Annotated in this window: 13 protein-coding genes; 10 read left to right on the plus strand and 3 right to left on the minus strand. The window is 70.4% G+C overall.

Annotation, left to right across the window (positions count from 1 at the left end; translation table 11 throughout):
- Both OG707_RS01000 and OG707_RS01005 read right to left on the minus strand, forming a co-directional pair.
- The gene (locus OG707_RS01000) at nucleotides 1-1551 is read right to left on the minus strand and encodes an acyl-CoA synthetase (protein WP_329113260.1); all 1551 of its coding nucleotides are present in this window, start codon (nucleotides 1549-1551) and stop codon (nucleotides 1-3) included.
- Between the two features lie 2 nt (nucleotides 1552-1553).
- Nucleotides 1554-2660 (minus strand): nitronate monooxygenase, encoded by a 1107-nt coding sequence (locus OG707_RS01005; RefSeq protein WP_329113261.1) that lies wholly within the window; start codon nucleotides 2658-2660, stop codon nucleotides 1554-1556.
- A gap of 156 nt (nucleotides 2661-2816) precedes the next feature.
- Between OG707_RS01005 and OG707_RS01010 the strand changes: the two genes are divergently transcribed.
- Complete coding sequence (locus OG707_RS01010; protein ID WP_329113263.1) at nucleotides 2817-4616, plus strand: serine hydrolase; 1800 nt, start codon at nucleotides 2817-2819, stop codon at nucleotides 4614-4616.
- A 5-nt stretch (nucleotides 4617-4621) separates the two neighbouring features.
- Here OG707_RS01010 and OG707_RS01015 read toward each other — a convergent pair whose 3' ends face one another.
- Nucleotides 4622-5674 carry a LacI family DNA-binding transcriptional regulator gene (locus OG707_RS01015; protein ID WP_329113265.1) on the minus strand — a complete coding sequence of 351 codons (1053 nt, stop codon included), beginning with the start codon at nucleotides 5672-5674 and terminating at the stop codon, nucleotides 4622-4624.
- Between the two features lie 239 nt (nucleotides 5675-5913).
- Here OG707_RS01015 and OG707_RS01020 point away from each other — a divergent pair, with 239 nt between their 5' ends.
- From OG707_RS01020 to OG707_RS01060, 9 genes are read left to right on the plus strand one after another with little or no spacing between them, the layout of a single operon-like run.
- Nucleotides 5914-7188 carry an ABC transporter substrate-binding protein gene (locus OG707_RS01020; protein ID WP_329113267.1) on the plus strand — a complete coding sequence of 425 codons (1275 nt, stop codon included), beginning with the start codon at nucleotides 5914-5916 and terminating at the stop codon, nucleotides 7186-7188.
- Between the two features lie 12 nt (nucleotides 7189-7200).
- Nucleotides 7201-8163, plus strand: coding sequence for a carbohydrate ABC transporter permease (locus OG707_RS01025; RefSeq protein ID WP_329113269.1), 963 nt, complete (start codon nucleotides 7201-7203; stop codon nucleotides 8161-8163).
- Entirely contained in the window at nucleotides 8150-9058 is a 909-nt protein-coding gene (locus tag OG707_RS01030; protein WP_329113271.1) for a carbohydrate ABC transporter permease, read from the plus strand. Before OG707_RS01025 ends, OG707_RS01030 begins: the two co-directional genes overlap by 14 nt.
- 27 nt (nucleotides 9059-9085) lie before the next feature.
- Nucleotides 9086-9850, plus strand: coding sequence for an SDR family NAD(P)-dependent oxidoreductase (locus OG707_RS01035; RefSeq protein WP_329113273.1), 765 nt, complete (start codon nucleotides 9086-9088; stop codon nucleotides 9848-9850).
- A complete protein-coding gene (locus tag OG707_RS01040) occupies nucleotides 9838-11622 on the plus strand; it encodes a heparinase II/III domain-containing protein (protein ID WP_329113275.1) in 1785 nt (594 codons plus the stop codon). Before OG707_RS01035 ends, OG707_RS01040 begins: the two co-directional genes overlap by 13 nt.
- Nucleotide 11623: 1 nt before the next feature.
- Nucleotides 11624-13594 (plus strand): hypothetical protein, encoded by a 1971-nt coding sequence (locus OG707_RS01045; protein WP_329113277.1) that lies wholly within the window; start codon nucleotides 11624-11626, stop codon nucleotides 13592-13594.
- Between the two features lies 1 nt (nucleotide 13595).
- Entirely contained in the window at nucleotides 13596-14180 is a 585-nt protein-coding gene (locus tag OG707_RS01050) for a DUF624 domain-containing protein (RefSeq protein WP_329113279.1), read from the plus strand.
- On the plus strand, nucleotides 14177-15253 hold the full coding sequence (locus OG707_RS01055) for a right-handed parallel beta-helix repeat-containing protein (protein WP_329113281.1): 1077 nt from the start codon (nucleotides 14177-14179) through the stop codon (nucleotides 15251-15253). The genes OG707_RS01050 and OG707_RS01055 overlap by 4 nt, the downstream gene beginning before the upstream one ends.
- A complete protein-coding gene (locus OG707_RS01060) occupies nucleotides 15250-16380 on the plus strand; it encodes an SGNH/GDSL hydrolase family protein (RefSeq protein ID WP_329113283.1) in 1131 nt (376 codons plus the stop codon). The genes OG707_RS01055 and OG707_RS01060 overlap by 4 nt, the downstream gene beginning before the upstream one ends.
- The last annotated feature ends 8 nt before the right edge of the window (nucleotides 16381-16388 follow it).

Genomic DNA, 16388 nt, shown 5'->3' on the forward strand with positions numbered 1-16388 from the left:
CTATACGGCCCGCTCGCGGCCCTCCCAGTACGGGTCGCGCAGCCGGCGCTTGTAGAGCTTGCCATTGGGGTCGCGCGGCATCGTCTCGATGAAGTCCACGCTCTTGGGGCGCTTGTAGCCCGCCAGCTGCTGTTCGCAGTGGGAGAGGATCGCGGCGGCGAGCGCGTCCCCTGCCAGCTGGCCCTCGGCGGGTTCGATGACCGCCTTGACCTCCTCGCCCCACTCCGGGTGCGGAATGCCGAAGGCGGCGGCGTCCGCGACGGCGGGGTGGGTGAGCAGGGCGGACTCGATCTCGGCGGGGTAGATGTTGACCCCGCCCGAGATGATCATGTCGATCTTGCGGTCGCGGAGGAAGAGATAGCCGTCCTCGTCGAGCAGGCCGAGGTCGCCGACGGTGAAGAAGTCGCCGATCCGGTTCTTCTTCGTCTTGGACTCGTCCTTGTGGTAGCTGAAGCCACCCGTGGACATCTTCATGTAGACGGTGCCGAGCTCCCCCGCCGGCAGACGGTTGCCGTCGTCGTCGAAGACGGCGAGTTCGCTGATGGGCCAGGCCTTGCCGACGGTCCCGGGCTTCTTCAGCCAGTCCTCGGCGGTCGCGAAGGCGCCGCCGCCCTCGCTGGCCGCGTAGTACTCCTCGACGCAGGTCCCCCACCAGTCGATCATCGCCCGCTTGACGTGGTCGGGGCAGGGCGCGGCACCGTGGATGGCGTGCCGCATCGAGGAGACGTCGTACCGCTCCTTGGTCGCGTCGGGCAGCGCGAGGAGGCGGTGGAACTGGGTCGGGACCATGTGCGTGTGCGTGCAGCGGTGGGCGTCGATGACGCGCAGCATCTCCTCCGGCGCCCACTTGTCCATCAGGACGACCGGGTGGCCGATGTGCAGGGACGCACCCGCGAACTGCAGGACGGCCGTGTGGTAGAGCGGGGAGCAGACCAGGTGGACGTTGTCGTCGAAGGGTTTTACCCCGAAGATCCCGAGGAAGCCGCCGAGGTAGGACTCCTCGGGGAGCTTGCCGGAGAGCGGGCGGCGGATGCCGCGCGGGCGGCCCGTGGTGCCCGAGGTGTAGTTCATGACCCAGCCGAGGGTGCGGTCGGCGGGCGCGGACTCGGGCTGTCCGTCGAGGAGTTGGGCGTACGGGCGGAAGCCGGGCAGCGTCCCCACGGCGAAGCGGTGGCTCGCAGGGAGTTTCGCCTCGTCGGCCGCGTGGGTGGCCGCCTCCGCGAAGCGCTCGTGGGCGATGAGGACCTTGGCGCCCGAGTCGGCGACGATCCAGGCGATCTCGGGGCCGACGAAGTGGTGGTTGACCGGGACGAGATAGAAGCCGGCCTGGGAGGCGGCGAGGTAGGCGGTGAAGAATTCGACGCTGTTGGGCAGGACGACGGCGAAGGCGTCGCCGCGCTCCAGACCTGCGGCGCGCAGTCCGTGGACGAGTTGGTTGACCGCCGCGTGAAGACGTCCGGCCGTCCACTCCTCGCCGTCGGGGGCGACGAGAACGGTGCGGTCGGGGTCGGCGGTGGCCTGCGCCCAGAATCCGTTGGGAGGCTGGTTCATGGTCACTGGCTCCTTCCGGCGATGCGGTTGATGCGGGTCACCGCGCGTTCGAAGCCGCGGGTCAGGTCGTCGAAGACCGCCTGGACGCTGCGTTCGGAGTTCATCCGGCCGACGATCTGGCCGACCGGGGTACCGAGAAGCGGGGCGACTTCGTACTTCTGAATGCGAGAGACCGCCTCGGCCACGAGGAGTCCCTGCAGCGGCATGGGCAGGGTGCCTGGCCCTGACGGATCGTCCCAGGCGTCCGTCCACTCGGTGCGGAGCTGGCGGGCGGGCTTGCCGGTCAGCGCGCGCGAGCGGACGGTGTCGCCGGAGCCTGCGGCGAGGAGTTTGGCGGTGAGGGCGCGGGAGTGCATCTCGGCCTCGGTGGTGGTGAGCCAGAGCGAGCCTAGCCAGACGCCCTGGGCGCCGAGGGCTATTCCGGCGGCGATCTGCTCGCCGCTGCCGATGCCGCCCGCGGCCAGTACGGGCAACGGGCCGACCGCGTCGACTACTTCGGGAGTGAGGACCATGGAGGCGATCTCGCCGGTGTGGCCGCCGGCCTCGTACCCCTGGGCGACGACGATGTCGATGCCCGCGTCGGCGTGGTGCCTGGCGTGCTTGGCGCTACCGGCGAGGGCGGCGACCAGCACGTTGTTGCGGTGGGCGCGCTCGATGACGTCGGCGGGCGGCGAACCGAGCGCGTTGGCGAGCAGTTTGATCGGGTAGTCGAAGGCGACGTCGAGCTGGTTGCGGGCGACCTGCTCCATCCACCCCGTGATGCGCCAGCCCGATGCCTCGCCCTCCGCGAGTGAGGGGACCTCGTACTTGGCGAGGGTCTCCTGGACGAACTGGCGGTGCCCTTCGGGGATCATCGCCTCGACCTGGGCCTCGGTCACGCCCTCGACCTTCTTGGCCGGCATGACGACATCGAGGCCGTACGGCAGTCCGTCCGTGTGCTCCTGCATCCAGTCGAGGTCGCGTTTCAGATCGTCGGGGGCGGTGTAGCGGACCGCTCCGAGCACACCGAATCCGCCGGCTCTGGTGATGGCCGCGGCGACCGCCGGGAAGGGCGTGAAGCCGAAGATGGCGTGCTCGATCCCCAGTTTCTTGCTCAGCTCCGTCTCCATGGCCCGCAGGATGCCGCAGCGGGACGGCCGAGGGAAGAGATTTTCTGATGCAGTGTCAGATTCTTTGCCGTGGTTGACACGGAACAGGCGCTGCAAGAAAGTTTCACCTGTTGCTGGTGATGCAGGAAATTACTTTCACAGGATGTGGGGTGGCTCATGGGCGAGGGCGACGCGACGGACAGCGCGACGGGCGGGGGCATCAGCCGGCGCGGGCTCGGCCGGTCAATGCTGGCGCTGGGCGGGGCAGTCGCCTTCGCCTCTCTGCCGGCGGGTCCTGCGGTGGCGCAGTCCGGTGCGGGCGGGCGTACGACGCTGCGGTACGGGAGCGCCGAGCGCGCCGGGCTGCTGCCCGAACACCTCAAGCTGCTCGTGGCGGACGCGGAACGCTATCTCGGCCCCTCGCCCAAGCACCCCTGGTACGCGGGCGCGGTGCTGCTGGCCGGGCGGGGCTCGACGGTGGCGCTGCATCAGCCGATCGGCAAGGCGGTGCGCTATTCCGCGTACGACGAGAAGACCGACACCGGGGTCGAGTTCCCTGCCGAACAGCAGATCGACGCGGAGCGGGACACGGTCTACGACCTGGCGTCCGTCTCCAAGCTCTTCACCTCGCTCCTCGCCGTGCAGCAGATCGAGCGGGGTGCGCTGGAGCTGGAGGCTACGGTCGCCTCGTATCTGCCGGAATTCGCGGGCGCGGGCAAGCAGGACGTGACGGTACGGCAACTGCTCACCCACACTTCGGGGTTCGTGGCCTGGATCGCGCTGTACAAGGGGACGACTCGGGACGATCAGCTCCAACTGCTGTGGAACCAGCCGCTGCTGAACCCGCCGGGGACCAAGTACCTCTACTCCGACCTCAATCTGATCTCACTGCAGCTGGTCCTCGAGAAGATCACCGGTCGCACCTTGGATGCCCTGCTCCACGACGAGATCACCGCTCCGCTCGGGATGCACCGCACTCGCTACAACCCGCCCGCCTCCTGGAAGCCGAAGATCGCCGCCACCGAGGATGCCCGGCTGCCCTGGTCCGGGCTTGAACGCGGGCTCATTTGGGGTCAGGTGCACGACGAGAACGCCTTCGGATTCGGCGGGATCGCGGGCCACGCGGGCGTCTTCTCCACCGCCTGGGACCTGGCGGTACTGGCCAGGACGCTGCTCAACGGAGGCGCGTACGGCAAGGCTCGGATCCTGCGCCCCGAGTCGGTGGAGCTGATGTTCACCGACTTCAACACCGCCTTCCCCGGCGACGAGCACGGCCTGGGCTTCGAGCTCTACCAGCACTGGTACATGGGCGCGATGGCGACACCCCACACCGCGGGCCACACCGGTTTCACCGGGACCAGCCTCGTCCTCGACCCGACGACCGACACCTTCCTGATCGTGCTGGGCAACTCGGTCCATCCCGTACGCAATTGGCGCTCGGGCAGCGCCCCGCGCGTGGCCACGGCCACCGATCTGGCCCGCGCCGTTCCCGTACGCCCCGCCCATGGCCGCACCGCGTGGTTCTCCGGAATGGCGAGCGCGACGACCGCCACCCTCACCCTGCCCGCCCTGGCCATGTCCTCTGATCGGCCCCGGCTCCAGTGCGCTCTGTGGTGGGACACGGAACCCGGCTCGGACTTCCTCTTCCTGGAGGCGTCGGCCGACGGCGGCACCAGCTGGCAGCCGGCGCCCTTCACCACCACGGCGAAGGGCGAGGAGGCCCGGACGCACCCGGCCGGTTCGGCCAGCGGGTGGTCCGGCCGGGTCTGGCACCGGCTCGACGCCGATCTGGCGGCCTGGCGCGGCAAGGAGGTGGCGCTGCGCTGGCGGTACGCCACCGATCAGCTGTACGTCGGGCGCGGCGCGTACGTCGACGGGATCCGGGTCACGGACGGCCACCGTACGGTCTTCGACGAGTCCCGGGCAGCCGACGCGGCCCGCATCCAGGCAACGGGCTGGGCCCCTTCGGCCGACTGAGCCCCTCAGCCGGGCAGTTGAGGAGGCGCGGTCGACGCGCGCACGACCAGCCGCGGCCGGATGAGCAGTGACCTTCCGGCCGCGGGCGCCGATTCGATACTGGATCTGAGCTGCTGGAACGTCTCGGCGGCCATCTCCGGCAGCGGCTGGCGCACCGTGGTGAGCGGCGGCTCGAACAGGTCGGCCAGCAGGATGTCGTCGAAACCCACCACCGACACGTCGCGCCCCGCGACCAGGCCCGCGTCCCTGACACCGCGGCAGATCCCGATCGCGCACATGTCGTTGATCGCGACGAACCCGGTGGGCGGGTCCGGTACGGCAAGGAGCTCGCGCGCCGCGCTGCGGCCGAGCTCCGCGGACTCCTTGTCGCCGAACTCGCTGGTCGACGCCCCGGGCCAGACGATCCCCTCGGCCGGGTCGATCCCGGCCTCCTCCAGCGCGGCCCGGAAGCCGCGCAGCCGCTCCCTGCGGTTGACGCTGCTGACCGACCCGGAGACGAACGCCAGCCTGCGGTGGCCCAGTTCGAGGAGATGACGGGTCGCGAGCTCCGCGCCCATCGCGTTGTCCACGCTGATGCTGGCCAGCGAGGACGGGTCGCCGGACTGGGCGGTGCGGTCGAAGGCGACCATCTTCAGCCCCCGCTTGAGCAGCGGCGCGACATGGTCGAGCGAGGGCAGCGAGGAGCAGAGCACCACGCCGCTGACACCGTCGGCCAGGAGCTCCTCGCCGTACTTCAGTTCCCTGGCCGGATCGCGCTCGCTGTTGCACAGCAGTACGTGATAGCCCTCGGCCAGCGCGATGGCCTCCAACTCCCGCGCCAGAGCGCCCCAGAAGGGGTTGGCGACGGACGGCACGATGAGGCCGATGACCTGGATCCGGCCGGTGCGCAGCATCCGGGCGGCCCGGTTGGGCCGGTAGCTGAGGTTCTCTATCGCCTGTTCCACACGGGCGAGCGTGGTCGGCTGCATCCGCTCGACGCGCCCGTTGAGGACGTTGGAGACGGTGCTCGCGGAAACCCCTGCGGCCTCCGCGACCTGATGGATCGTTACCCCGCTCATGCCACCTCCGGTTCGACCTGCTCGTACGCCGATCAGTGTACCGATTTACTGAACTTGCTCTACCCGTACACCAGTTAACTTCCCCGAAAAATTCTTATGCATCACCTGTTGACGGCTGTTCCGGGGCTCACTTAGCTTCAGTGCATCGATTTACCAGCACTTCCCATCCATGGCCGGGACTTCATCGCTGGATCGATCCACCACTCCACCATCACTCCACCTTCCCAAAGGGCTGACCCATGGAACTCAACAGGCGATCCGTACTCGCCGCCCTCGGCGCAGGTACCGCCGCCGCCCTCACCGGCTGCGGCAGCGGTACCTCGACTGCCGGCGGCTCGGCGGACGGTCCCGCGAAGGGTGAGATCACGCTGCTCACCCCCATCTACGAGAAGGCGGACGGGAAGAAGCTCCTCGAGCAGGACATCCTCGGCGGCTTCCGGAAGAAGTATCCGGATGTGAAGGTGAGCGTCGACTACACGACGTACACTCAGCTCAACGAGAAGATCACCACCGCGATGGCGGGCGGACTGCTGCCCGACGTGATGATGATGGGCGTCGGCTGGATCCCCCCGTTCGCCGCCAAGAAGGCGATCGCGGAGCTGCCGGAGTCCCTGGCCGCCGCGCACGACTACGAGAAGCGGGTCCTGGAACCGTCCCGGTACGACGGGAAGCTCTACGCCCTGCCGGTCGTCCTGGACACCCGGATCGTCGTGTACCGCAAGGACCACTTCGCCGAGGCGGGCATCAAGAACACCCCCGCCAACTGGACCGAACTCCGGGCCATGGCCAAGCAGTTGACGAAGAAGGGCCGGGTGGGATTCGACCCCTTCTCCGCCGAACTGCGACAGGTGTGGGAGACCTTCCTCTTCGCCAACGGCGGCTCGCTGTTCAGCGAGGACGGCAAGAAGGTGCTGTTCTCCGACGCGCGCGGGGTCGAGGCACTGCAGTTCTTCAAGGACCTCATGGCCGACGGCAGCGCCGACTACACGACGAAGACCGAGCTCGGCGCCCCCACGAACGTCCAGACGGGCAAGGCCTCGATGATGGTCACGACGAGCGGGCTCTGGAAGCAGCTGCAGGACCAGAAGCCCGAGTTGCTGGAGAGCGACACCCTCGGTGCCTTCGTCCTCGCCAACCGCAAGCCGGCCATGCTGCAGGGCGGCACCCTGGTCACCCAGTCCGCACGCAGCAAGCACCCCGCCGCGGCCCGTGCTCTCGTGGAGTACCTGGCGAGCCCGGAGTCCATCCTCGGTGCGGCCAAGCAGCGCGGATCGGTGCCCGGCATGCGTGACCTGGGTGCGGCGGGAACCGCGTACACCAAGGAGAACGAGTTCGTCGATCTCTCCCTGAAGAACCTGGGTGCGGCGTGCTCCGAGGGCGGAACCGCCGCGTGGATGGAGATCCGCGAGAAGATCAAGCCCACGCTGGAGCCCGCGATCGTGGGCGGCCAGTCCGCCGCGGACGCCATCGCCGAGCTCGGCAAGCTCGCCGAAGCCGCCATCGCGCGGATGTGAGGGCCGCACACCGTGGGAACCGTATCCGCACTGAAATCGCGGCCGCTCGCACCGCCCTCCGCACCTGACTCCGCTCCCCCGCGGCGCACCCCGCGGGCGGGCGGGCCCGGCCGCAGGCGCCGCAGGGCCGGCTGGCTGATGGTGGCGCCCGCGCTGCTGCACGCGGCGCTCTGGATCGGGCTGCCGGTCGTCGCGTCGGTCGCGCTCGCCTTCACCAAGTACGACGTGCTCAGCGCCCCGCAGTTCGTCGGTCTCGACAACTTCCGGGAGATGCTCGACGACGCGGTCTTCCGCAAGTCGATCTGGAACACCGTCGTCTACACCTTCTTCACCGTGCCGTTCGGGATGCTGCTGGGCCTGCTCATCGCCATGGCCCTGCACACAGGCCTCAAGGCGCGCGGCATCTTCCGCACCGCGGTCTTCCTTCCGCAGGTGACGGCGACCGTGGCCATCGCCCTGGTCTGGTTCTGGATCTACAACCCGACCAACGGCCTCTTCAACTCCGTGCTCAGCATCTTCGGGATCCACGGTCCGGCCTGGCTGCTCTCCACGTCCTGGTCGATGCCGTCGGTGATCCTGGTCGGCATCTGGCAGGGCATCGGCATGAAGATGCTCATCTACCTCGCCGCCCTGCAGTCGCTGCCGAAGGAGCTGTACGAGGCCGCCTCCGTCGACGGGGCCTCGCGCGTACGGCAGTTCTTCTCCATCACACTGCCGCTGCTCAAGCCCGCGACCTTCTTCGTCCTGATCACCTCGATGATCAACGCCTTCCAGTCCTTCGACCAGATCTACGTCCTCACCGACGGCGGTCCGGCGAACAGCACCACGATGATGACGTTCGAGATCTACAAGTCCGCCTTCCGGGAGTTCCGCGTCGGCTACGCCTGCGCCCAGTCGCTGGTGCTCTTCGCACTGCTGCTGGCCTTCACCCTGGTCAACCGGCGGATCATGGGAGGCACCCGTGGCCACAGCTGAGCTCAACAAGGGCGAGCTCCTGCCGCGCACACGCAAGCCGGTGAACTGGGGGCGGATCGCGCTCTACGCCGTCCTGACCGTGGTCTCGCTGCTCATGGTGGTGCCGTTCGTCTGGATGGTCCTCACCTCGCTGAAGACCCCGGCCGAGATCGCCTCGCCGGACGCCGGACTGCTGCCCGCCCACTGGGAGTTCAGCAATTACGCGGAGGCCTTCAAGGCCGCGCCGTTCGCCACGTACGCCCGCAACAGCTTCATCATCGCGATGAGCCACACCCTCATCAATGTCGTCGTGGCGTCGATGGCGGGGTACGCACTGGCCCGGATCAAATTCCGCGGCAGCGACCTCATCTTCTACTGCTTTGTCGCCGCGCTGATGATCCCCACGTACACCAAGGTGCTCCCCGAGTTCCTGATCGTCCGCTTCATGCCCCTGGCCGGCGGCAACGACCTGCTGGGCCAGGGCGGCAGCGGCTGGCTCGACACCTGGTGGGCCCTGATCGTGCCCGGCGCGGTCACCCCCTTCGCCGTCTTCCTCTTCCGCCAGTTCTATCTGGACCTCCCGGTGGAGCTGGAAGAGGCAGCCCGGCTCGACGGGCTCGGCGAATTCCGTATCTACGCACAGATCATGACGCCCCAGGTGAAGCCGGCGCTGACCACGGTCGCCCTGCTGACCTTCGAGTCGTCGTGGAACAACTTCCTGTGGCCCCTGCTGGTCACGCACACGGACAGCCTCCGCGTGATCCAGGTCGGGCTCTCCGTCTTCAAGACCGAGAACGGCACCCAGTGGCACTACCTGATGGCGGGCACCACGCTCGCCACCCTGCCGATGGTCGTCCTCTTCCTCCTCGGCCAGCGCTACTTCGTGCAGGGCTTCGCCACCGCGGGCCTCAAGTAACCACCCCTGAAAGGGTTCTGATCCACCATGTCTGCTGATCTCAACGGTTCCCGCGCACTGGTCACGGGCGCGGCCCACGGCATAGGACGGGCCGTCGCGATCGCGCTCGCCGCAGCGGGAGCCGATGTCGCCGTGCACTTCAACAGCTCCGCCGAGGAGGCCGGGGAGACGGTCTCCGCGATCGAGACGCTGGGGCGGCGTGCGAAGGCGTTCCGGGCCGATGTCACCGTGACCGCCGAGGTGGACCGCCTGGTGGACGAGGCGACGGGATTCCTCGGCGGGCTCGACGTACTGGTCTGCAACGCGGGTCATCTCATCGGGCGGGCCTCGGTCGAGGAGATGTCGGACGAGCACTTCGGCCGGGTCGTCGACGTCAATCTCACCTCCACGTTCCGCACCTGCCGGGCCGCGCTCCCCCATCTGCGCTCCTCGTCCGCCGGGCGCATCATCACCATGTCCTCGCTGGCCGCGCACAACGGCGGCGGCCCCGGATCGGTCGCCTACGCGGCCGCCAAGGCCGGGATCCGCGGCTTCACGAAGGGGCTCGCGAAGGAGGTCGGCGGGGCCGGGATCACCGTGAACGCGGTCGCGCCCGGTTTCATCGGCGGCACCGCGTTCCACAACACGTTCACCGCCCCCGAGGCACAGACCGCGATGGTGGCGGGCATCCCGGTGGGCCGCGCCGGCACCCCCGAGGACGTGGCGGCCGCGGTCGTCCACCTGGCCTCGCCCGCCTCCGGCTTCCTCAACGGGACGACCGTGGACATCGACGGTGGCGTATGGCCGCGTTGAGGAGCATCCCGCGCGAGCGGGGCGGCTGGTGGCACGCGTACGTGTGCCCCGCCCATGGGGTCGAGCTCGACCACGGCGACCCGCTGATCGGGGTTTTCCCCGAGGGCGGCGCACGCTGCTCGTACGGCTGCCGGGTCGACACCGAGGTGGTGCGCGGCGCCTGGCTGGTCCTCTCCCACCAGGCGTGGGCGCGTCACATTCGCCTGCTCGCGCACCGGGGCGAGAGCGCGGAGGCGGTCGCCCGGCTCGTCGAATACGCCGGTCTGTACGCGGAGTTGGCGGGCGGGCGGCACGACGAGGCCCAGTCGTGGATGCTGCGCGGATGCCTCTTCCACCAGGCGCTGACCGACGCCATCTGGGCGGTCAACATCGGTCATGCGGTGTGGACCCTGGCCGACCGGGGCGCGGAGGGTCTGGCGGCGGTGCTGCCGCTCCTCGACGACCTGGAGCGTGCCGCGCTGGACGCCCGCGAGGTGCTGGTGGGCCGCGGCGACCTGGCGTCCAACTACACGGCGTGGCTGAACGCCGCGGGTACGGCGGCGAGCCGGGCCGCGTCGGCGGTGCGCGGGATTCCGTGGGAGGGCGCCAAGCAGTGGCGGGACGGCGAGAGCGGGCTGTACGCGCATCTGCGGGCCGCGGTCGCCGGTGACGGCTGGGAGTGGGAGGGCTCCACGTACTACCACGGCTTCGTGCTGCGGGCGGCGCTGCTCGCGCTGCGCGGGACGGACCCGGCTGCGGTCCCGGCCGACGTGACCGCCGTACTGGCGGGCATGACCGGCGTACTGGCGTCGATCGCCACGGACGGCGGGCTGCTGCCCGCGCTGCACGACGGGCCCTACCTGCGCGCACCGCTGGCGCTGGAGTGGCTCGAACTCGTGGCGCTGACAGGGCAGTTCGCACCGTCGGCGCGGCTGGACGCGGTGGCCGGGCAGGCGCGCACCGAACTCGGAGCCGCCGACGACGGACTCGACCGCGAGCTGGGCGGCTGGTTCGCCGGGGCGCCTCTGGGCGTGCTGCCCGAGACCGGTGCGGCCACCGTCTTCGCGGACACGGGGTACGCGGTGCTCCGCGCGGGCGGCGTCCAGGCGCTGTTGGACTTCGGTCCGCACGGCGGTTCGCACGGGCACCGGGACAAGCTGGCGCTGTATCTCTACGGGGCGCACACTCCCTGGCAGCCCGATTACGGCCAAGTGCCGTACGCGCACGCCGAGTTCCGAGAGCTCTACACCTCGACCGCCGCGCATCCCGCCTTCCGGGTCGACGGCGCCGAGCAGGCCGAGTGCGCCGGCCGGCTGCTCTCGGCGGACGCCTCGTCCGTGACGGCCGAGGTGACCTCCGCCTATCCAGGGGTGCGCGCGGTCCGCCGCATGGAGGCCGGGTCCTGCTATCTCGTGGACCTGCTCACCGTCACCGCGCCCGAATCCCGTGCCGTCACCGCCCAGTTGCGGCCCGGCACGGCGCTCGACGTCCAGGTCCGGGCGTCCGGCGCGGTGCGGACCACCTGGTACGGCACGGAGAACCTCCACGGCTGGCACACGGCCACCACTCCGGTACGCCCCTTCACCCGTCCGGGGCCGGGCCCCGCGGACGACCCGGGCCGCACCCGCACCTGGGTGGACTTCACCGCGCAGGCCGAGTGCGTCACCTTCGCCTCGGTCTACCAGGCCGGGGACGCGGGCCCCGCCGTCGTCGACATCACGCTCACCGAACAGGGCGGCCTGATCGTCGAACTGGCCGACGGCACCACGGCCGTCCACGGGGCGGAGGCCTGACATGCTCCTCTCCGCGACCCCGCCGGCCGGGCCCAGGCCCGCCCAGGAGCAACGGCTCCTCCTGGAGGCCGTACGCAACCTGGACCGCACCCCGCCCGCCGTCCATCCGCAGGCCAGCATCACCTGGCTGGGCCCGGCCGCCGCCAACCCGGCACTCGCCCACCGGCTCACCGGCGACCCCGCCCACCTGGCGGAGAGCAGCCGCTGGATGGAGGCCGCGGTGCGCCTCCCTCACTGGGGCAGCGCCCACATGCCCGACCACGACCTGGACGCGGGCTGGCTGCTGCACGGCGTCTCGCTCGCGTACCACTGGCTGAGGGACTCGCTCCCGCCGGAGGTCGAAGCGCTGGTGCGCTACAAACTGCTGCTCCAGGGGCGGCGGTTGTACGAGTTCGCGGTGGCCTCGGAGGGCCGCTGGTGGTCGTCCTCGTACTGGCAGAACCACAACTGGATCTGCTACGCGGGCCTGGCGACCGCCGGATACGTACTGGGCCGCGAGGAGTGGACCGAGCGCGCCAAGGACAATCTCGGCCGGGTGCTCGACGCACTGCCCGAGGACGGTTCGCACGCCGAAGGGGTCGTCTACTGGCGCTACGGCGTGCCCTGGCTGGCCATGCACCTCGATCTGCTCCAGGAGGCGGAGGGCATCGACTGGTGGGAGCGCGGCGGCTTCATGGCGAACACCTTCGACTACCGGCTCCATCAGTCGGCGCCCGGCTTCGCCCGCATCGTGGACCACGGCGACTGCCACGACCGGCACAGCGGACACAGCGCCGCGCTCTACTACCGGCTGGCGTCCCGCTACGGCATCGGCGAGGCGCAGTGGCTCGGCGATCTGGTGAGCGGCGAACTGCTCGCGCAGGAGGCCGAGTTGAGCGGGGTGCGGCCGGGGATCCTGCCCGAGGCGTATCTGGAGCACCTCTGGTACGACCCGGCGGTGGCGCCCGTCGCACCGTCGCGCACGCAGGCGTACTTCCCCGATCTCGGGCTGCTCGCCTCCCGTACGGGATGGGACGCGGACGCCACCCTGGTCTCCTTCAAGGCGAGCCCCGGCGGCGGGCACAAGGCGTGGGAGACGTCGGCGAAGCACCGTGCCGAGCTCGGCTGGGAGACGCTCAACACCGGTCACCACCACCCCGATTCGGGCTCGTTCGTCCTCATCTCGCAGGGCGCCCATCTCGCCGTGGACGAGGGCTACAGCAACCGCAAGCGTGCTGCCCACCACAATCTGCTGCTCGTGGACGGGCAGGGGTACGCCGACGAGGACCGGTACCACGTGTACCGGGACATCCCCTACGAGCGGCAGGCCCGCCAGCGCGATGTGCTCGCCGAGGGCGGGTGGGCGCACGCGACGGCGGAGATCGCCGCGATGTACGACTCCGCGCTCGGCGTCGAACGCCTCGACCGCACGCTGGTGTTCACCCCGTCGGGGCGCCTCGTGCTGCTGGACGTGGCGGAAGCGGACGCCGCGCGGGAGTGGTCGTTCCTGGTGCAGACCGACGCGCCGACGGAACGGGCCGCCGACGACGTGCACCGGATCCGGTCGGGTGCGGCCTGTGCCGTCGTACGCCGCTTCGCCCCGGCCCGCGCCCGTACCGGGTCAGCCGCGGTGACGGTCGAGGCGAACCCCACCTCCAGCACTCCGGAGCTGCGGATCACCCGGACGCTGCACACCCTGAGCACGACGACGTCGCCGACTCCAACTGCCGTGTTCTTCACGGCGATCGAGCCGGGTGAGACGTCCGTCGCGCAGGAGGTGGCGTGCGAAGAGGGCTTCGGCGTGGCCTTCGGCAGCGAGACCGTGCTCCTCTCCCCCGGCACTCGGCGCATCCGTACCGCCGGCGTCACCGCGGACGCGGCGGCCGTGCTGATCGACGGCGATGCGATCGCCGTGGTGGCCGCCCGGCGCGTGGAAGTGCGCGGGCGCCTGGTCCTGGACGCCGAGGAACCGTACACAGGAAAGGTCGGCTGAAATGCGGTCGTATCCGCTGCTGAGGCGTCTTGAGTTCTTCGCGTACCCGGCGGCGGCCGGCGCCGCGTTCACCGTGCTGGCGCTGGGTGTGGTGACCTGGCTGCCGGCGCTCGCGGCGATGGCGTGCGCGCTGCAGCGGTGGCGGGCCGATGGCGACAGCCGGTGTTTCGCCGGGGTCTTCGAGGCCTTCCCCCGGTACTGGCGGGCGCTGTGGAAGCACAGCCTGCTGTCCACTGCGGCCGCCGCCGTTCTCGTCGCCAACATCGTTTATCTGCTGGGCCGTTCGCACCCGATCGCCTTTGTCGCGCTCGCCGCCCAGGCGGGGATCGCCGCCGCGCTGGTCATCCACCATGTGGCGCTCGCCGCCCAGGCGGGGCAGTCGCCGAACGGCTCGGTCGCCGCGTGGACGCGCGGGGCGCTCGCCCTCGGCTTCGGTTCGCCCGCCCGGGGCACCGCGATCCTCGGCGCCGTCGTCTCGGCCGTCCTGCTCTCCGCCGTCGTGCCGCTCGGGCCGCTGCTGCTGGGTCCGAGCATTCCCGTAGTCCTCGCTCTGTCGTTCGCCGATCCCAGGAGGAACACCGCATGAGCCGTGCACTGACCGCCGCTCTCCTCGCCGCGCTGGCCGCGGGAGCGCCCCTCGCCCTGCCCGCGCCGCCCGCTGCTGCGGCGGCGGGCGCGTACTACGTCAGCCCGTCGGGCAGCGACGCCAACTCCGGTACGTCGTCGGGGAGTCCGTTCTCGACGGTCCAGCACGCGCTGGACCTGGCGCCGTCCGGATCGGTGGTGCACCTGGCGGCGGGCACCTATCTGCAGGACGTCGTGACGCGGCGGCCCGATGTGACCGTCACCGGTCCGTCGACCGCCGTACTGAAGGGGGCGGGGAACTCCCGGATCTTCCAGGTGCAGCACGACGGGACCGTGCTGGACGGGTTCACCGTCGACGGGCTGTTCGGCTCCTCGTCGGACGTCTCGGGCTACCGCCTCAAGCTCATCTATGTCATGAGCACGACTCCCGGCAACGGTGTCGCCGGACTCCGCATCACTGGCATGACGCTCAAGAACGCCGCCGACGAATGCGTACGCCTGCGCTATCTCGTCACGAGCGCGGAGGTGTCGGAGAACACCATCACCAACTGCGGGGTCGCGGACTTCCGCTTCGGCGGCGGGGGCAAGAACGGCGAGGGCATCTACCTCGGTACGGCACCCGAGCAGCAGGGCGCCAACGGGGCGCCGGACGCGGCGGCCGACATCAGCCGCGGCAACCACATCCGCAACAACACCATCGCCACGCACGGCAACGAGTGCGTCGACGTGAAGGAGAACTCGACGGCGAACTACGTCGAGTACAACGACTGCAGCGCCCAGAGCGACCCCAGCTCCGCCGGGCTCGACGCACGCGGCAGCGGCAACACCTTCCGGTACAACACCGTCCACGACAACCTCGGCGCCGGCATCCGGCTCGGCGGCGACACCGCGACCGACGGCATCAACACGGGCATCTACGGCAACACCATCACCGGGAACGCAGGCGGCGGCATCAAGTTCATGCGCACCCCGCAGGGCCCGGTGTGCACCAACACCATGAGCGGCAACACCGGTGGCGACGCGGTGGGCACCTACGGCAGCGCGTACGACCCGACCGGGCCGTGCCCCCAGTGAGCGCGCCCACCCGAAGAGGAGTGCTCGGCGCGGCCGCCGGGATCGTGGCCGTGGCCGCCGCCCCGGCGGACGCACAGGCGGCTACGCGTCACGACGCCCCGTGGACCGCCTCCTGGTCGACGGCCCAGACCGCACCGACGGCCGCCGACCCCGTGGCGTCCGCAGGCCTGACCAATGCCACCTTCCGGGCCACGGTGCGCCTGTCCGCGGGAGGCCGCGTGCGACTGCGGTACGGGCACGCCTTCGGCACTCGGCCCGTGCTGGTCGGCCCCGTCACCGCGGGCGGCCGCCCCGTGACCTTCGGCGGCGAGCCGCAGGCCTGGCTGGCGGCGGGCGCCTCGCTGACGAGCGATCCGGTCGGCGGACTGCGCGTGCAGAGCGGATACGACCTGACCGTGGAGACCCGACTCCCGGGCCCCACAGGGCCGTTGTCCTTCCACCGCAATACGCACGCCTCGCACTGGGTCGACGGCGTCCGCACCACCTCGGTGTTCCTGCTCACCGGTGTCGACGTGTCGGACGCGCGCGGCCCGTCGGTCGCCGTGCTCGGCGACTCGATCGCCGAAGGCGTCGGCACCCCCGACGACGCCAACCTCCGCTGGCCCGACCAGCTGGCCCGCCGGCTGCCCGGCGGAGCCGTCGCCAACCTCGGGATCAGCGGCAACCGGCTGCTCCTGGACGACGCCCGGTTCGGCCACGGCGGCCAGGCGCGCTTCGACCGCGACGTCCTCGGACTGCCCGGGCTGCGCACCCTCCTCGTCCACCTGGGCGTCAACGACCTTCAGCAGCCGCCGAGTCAGACCGATCCGACGCTCGTCCTCGCGGGCTTCCGCCAGCTGGTGGTCCGCGCCCACGACGCCGGGCTGCGGGTGGTCGGCGGCACGATCACCCCGTTCGAGGGGTGGGTGCGCTGGACGCCCGGACTCGACGTCGTACGCGAGGAGATCAATGCCGTCCTGAGGGACGGGAAGGTCTTCGACCGACTCGCCGACTTCGACGCCGCCCTGCGCGATCCCGTACACCCCGCGCGTCTGCTGCCCGCGTACGACAGCGGCGACCATCTGCACCCCAACCCCGCCGGACACACCGCTCTCGCCGCGGCCGTGGACCGCCGACACCTTCTGTGAGGCCAGGA

The sequence above is a fragment of the Streptomyces sp. NBC_01465 genome (assembly GCF_036227325.1).
Classification (GTDB): Bacteria; Actinomycetota; Actinomycetes; order Streptomycetales; family Streptomycetaceae; genus Streptomyces.

What these genes read in the sequence shown, in the direction of transcription:
- OG707_RS01020 (WP_329113267.1), top strand. Translation starts at nt 5,914, where the DNA reads ATGGAACTCAACAGGCGATCCGTACTCGCCGCCCTCGGCGCAGGTACC.
- OG707_RS01050 (WP_329113279.1), top strand. Translation starts at nt 13,596, where the DNA reads ATGCGGTCGTATCCGCTGCTGAGGCGTCTTGAGTTCTTCGCGTACCCG.
- OG707_RS01045 (WP_329113277.1), top strand. Translation starts at nt 11,624, where the DNA reads ATGCTCCTCTCCGCGACCCCGCCGGCCGGGCCCAGGCCCGCCCAGGAG.
- OG707_RS01015 (WP_329113265.1), bottom strand. Translation starts at nt 5,674, where the DNA reads ATGAGCGGGGTAACGATCCATCAGGTCGCGGAGGCCGCAGGGGTTTCC.
- OG707_RS01040 (WP_329113275.1), top strand. Translation starts at nt 9,838, where the DNA reads ATGGCCGCGTTGAGGAGCATCCCGCGCGAGCGGGGCGGCTGGTGGCAC.
- OG707_RS01055 (WP_329113281.1), top strand. Translation starts at nt 14,177, where the DNA reads ATGAGCCGTGCACTGACCGCCGCTCTCCTCGCCGCGCTGGCCGCGGGA.
- OG707_RS01010 (WP_329113263.1), top strand. Translation starts at nt 2,817, where the DNA reads ATGGGCGAGGGCGACGCGACGGACAGCGCGACGGGCGGGGGCATCAGC.
- OG707_RS01035 (WP_329113273.1), top strand. Translation starts at nt 9,086, where the DNA reads ATGTCTGCTGATCTCAACGGTTCCCGCGCACTGGTCACGGGCGCGGCC.
- OG707_RS01005 (WP_329113261.1), bottom strand. Translation starts at nt 2,660, where the DNA reads ATGGAGACGGAGCTGAGCAAGAAACTGGGGATCGAGCACGCCATCTTC.
- OG707_RS01000 (WP_329113260.1), bottom strand. Translation starts at nt 1,551, where the DNA reads ATGAACCAGCCTCCCAACGGATTCTGGGCGCAGGCCACCGCCGACCCC.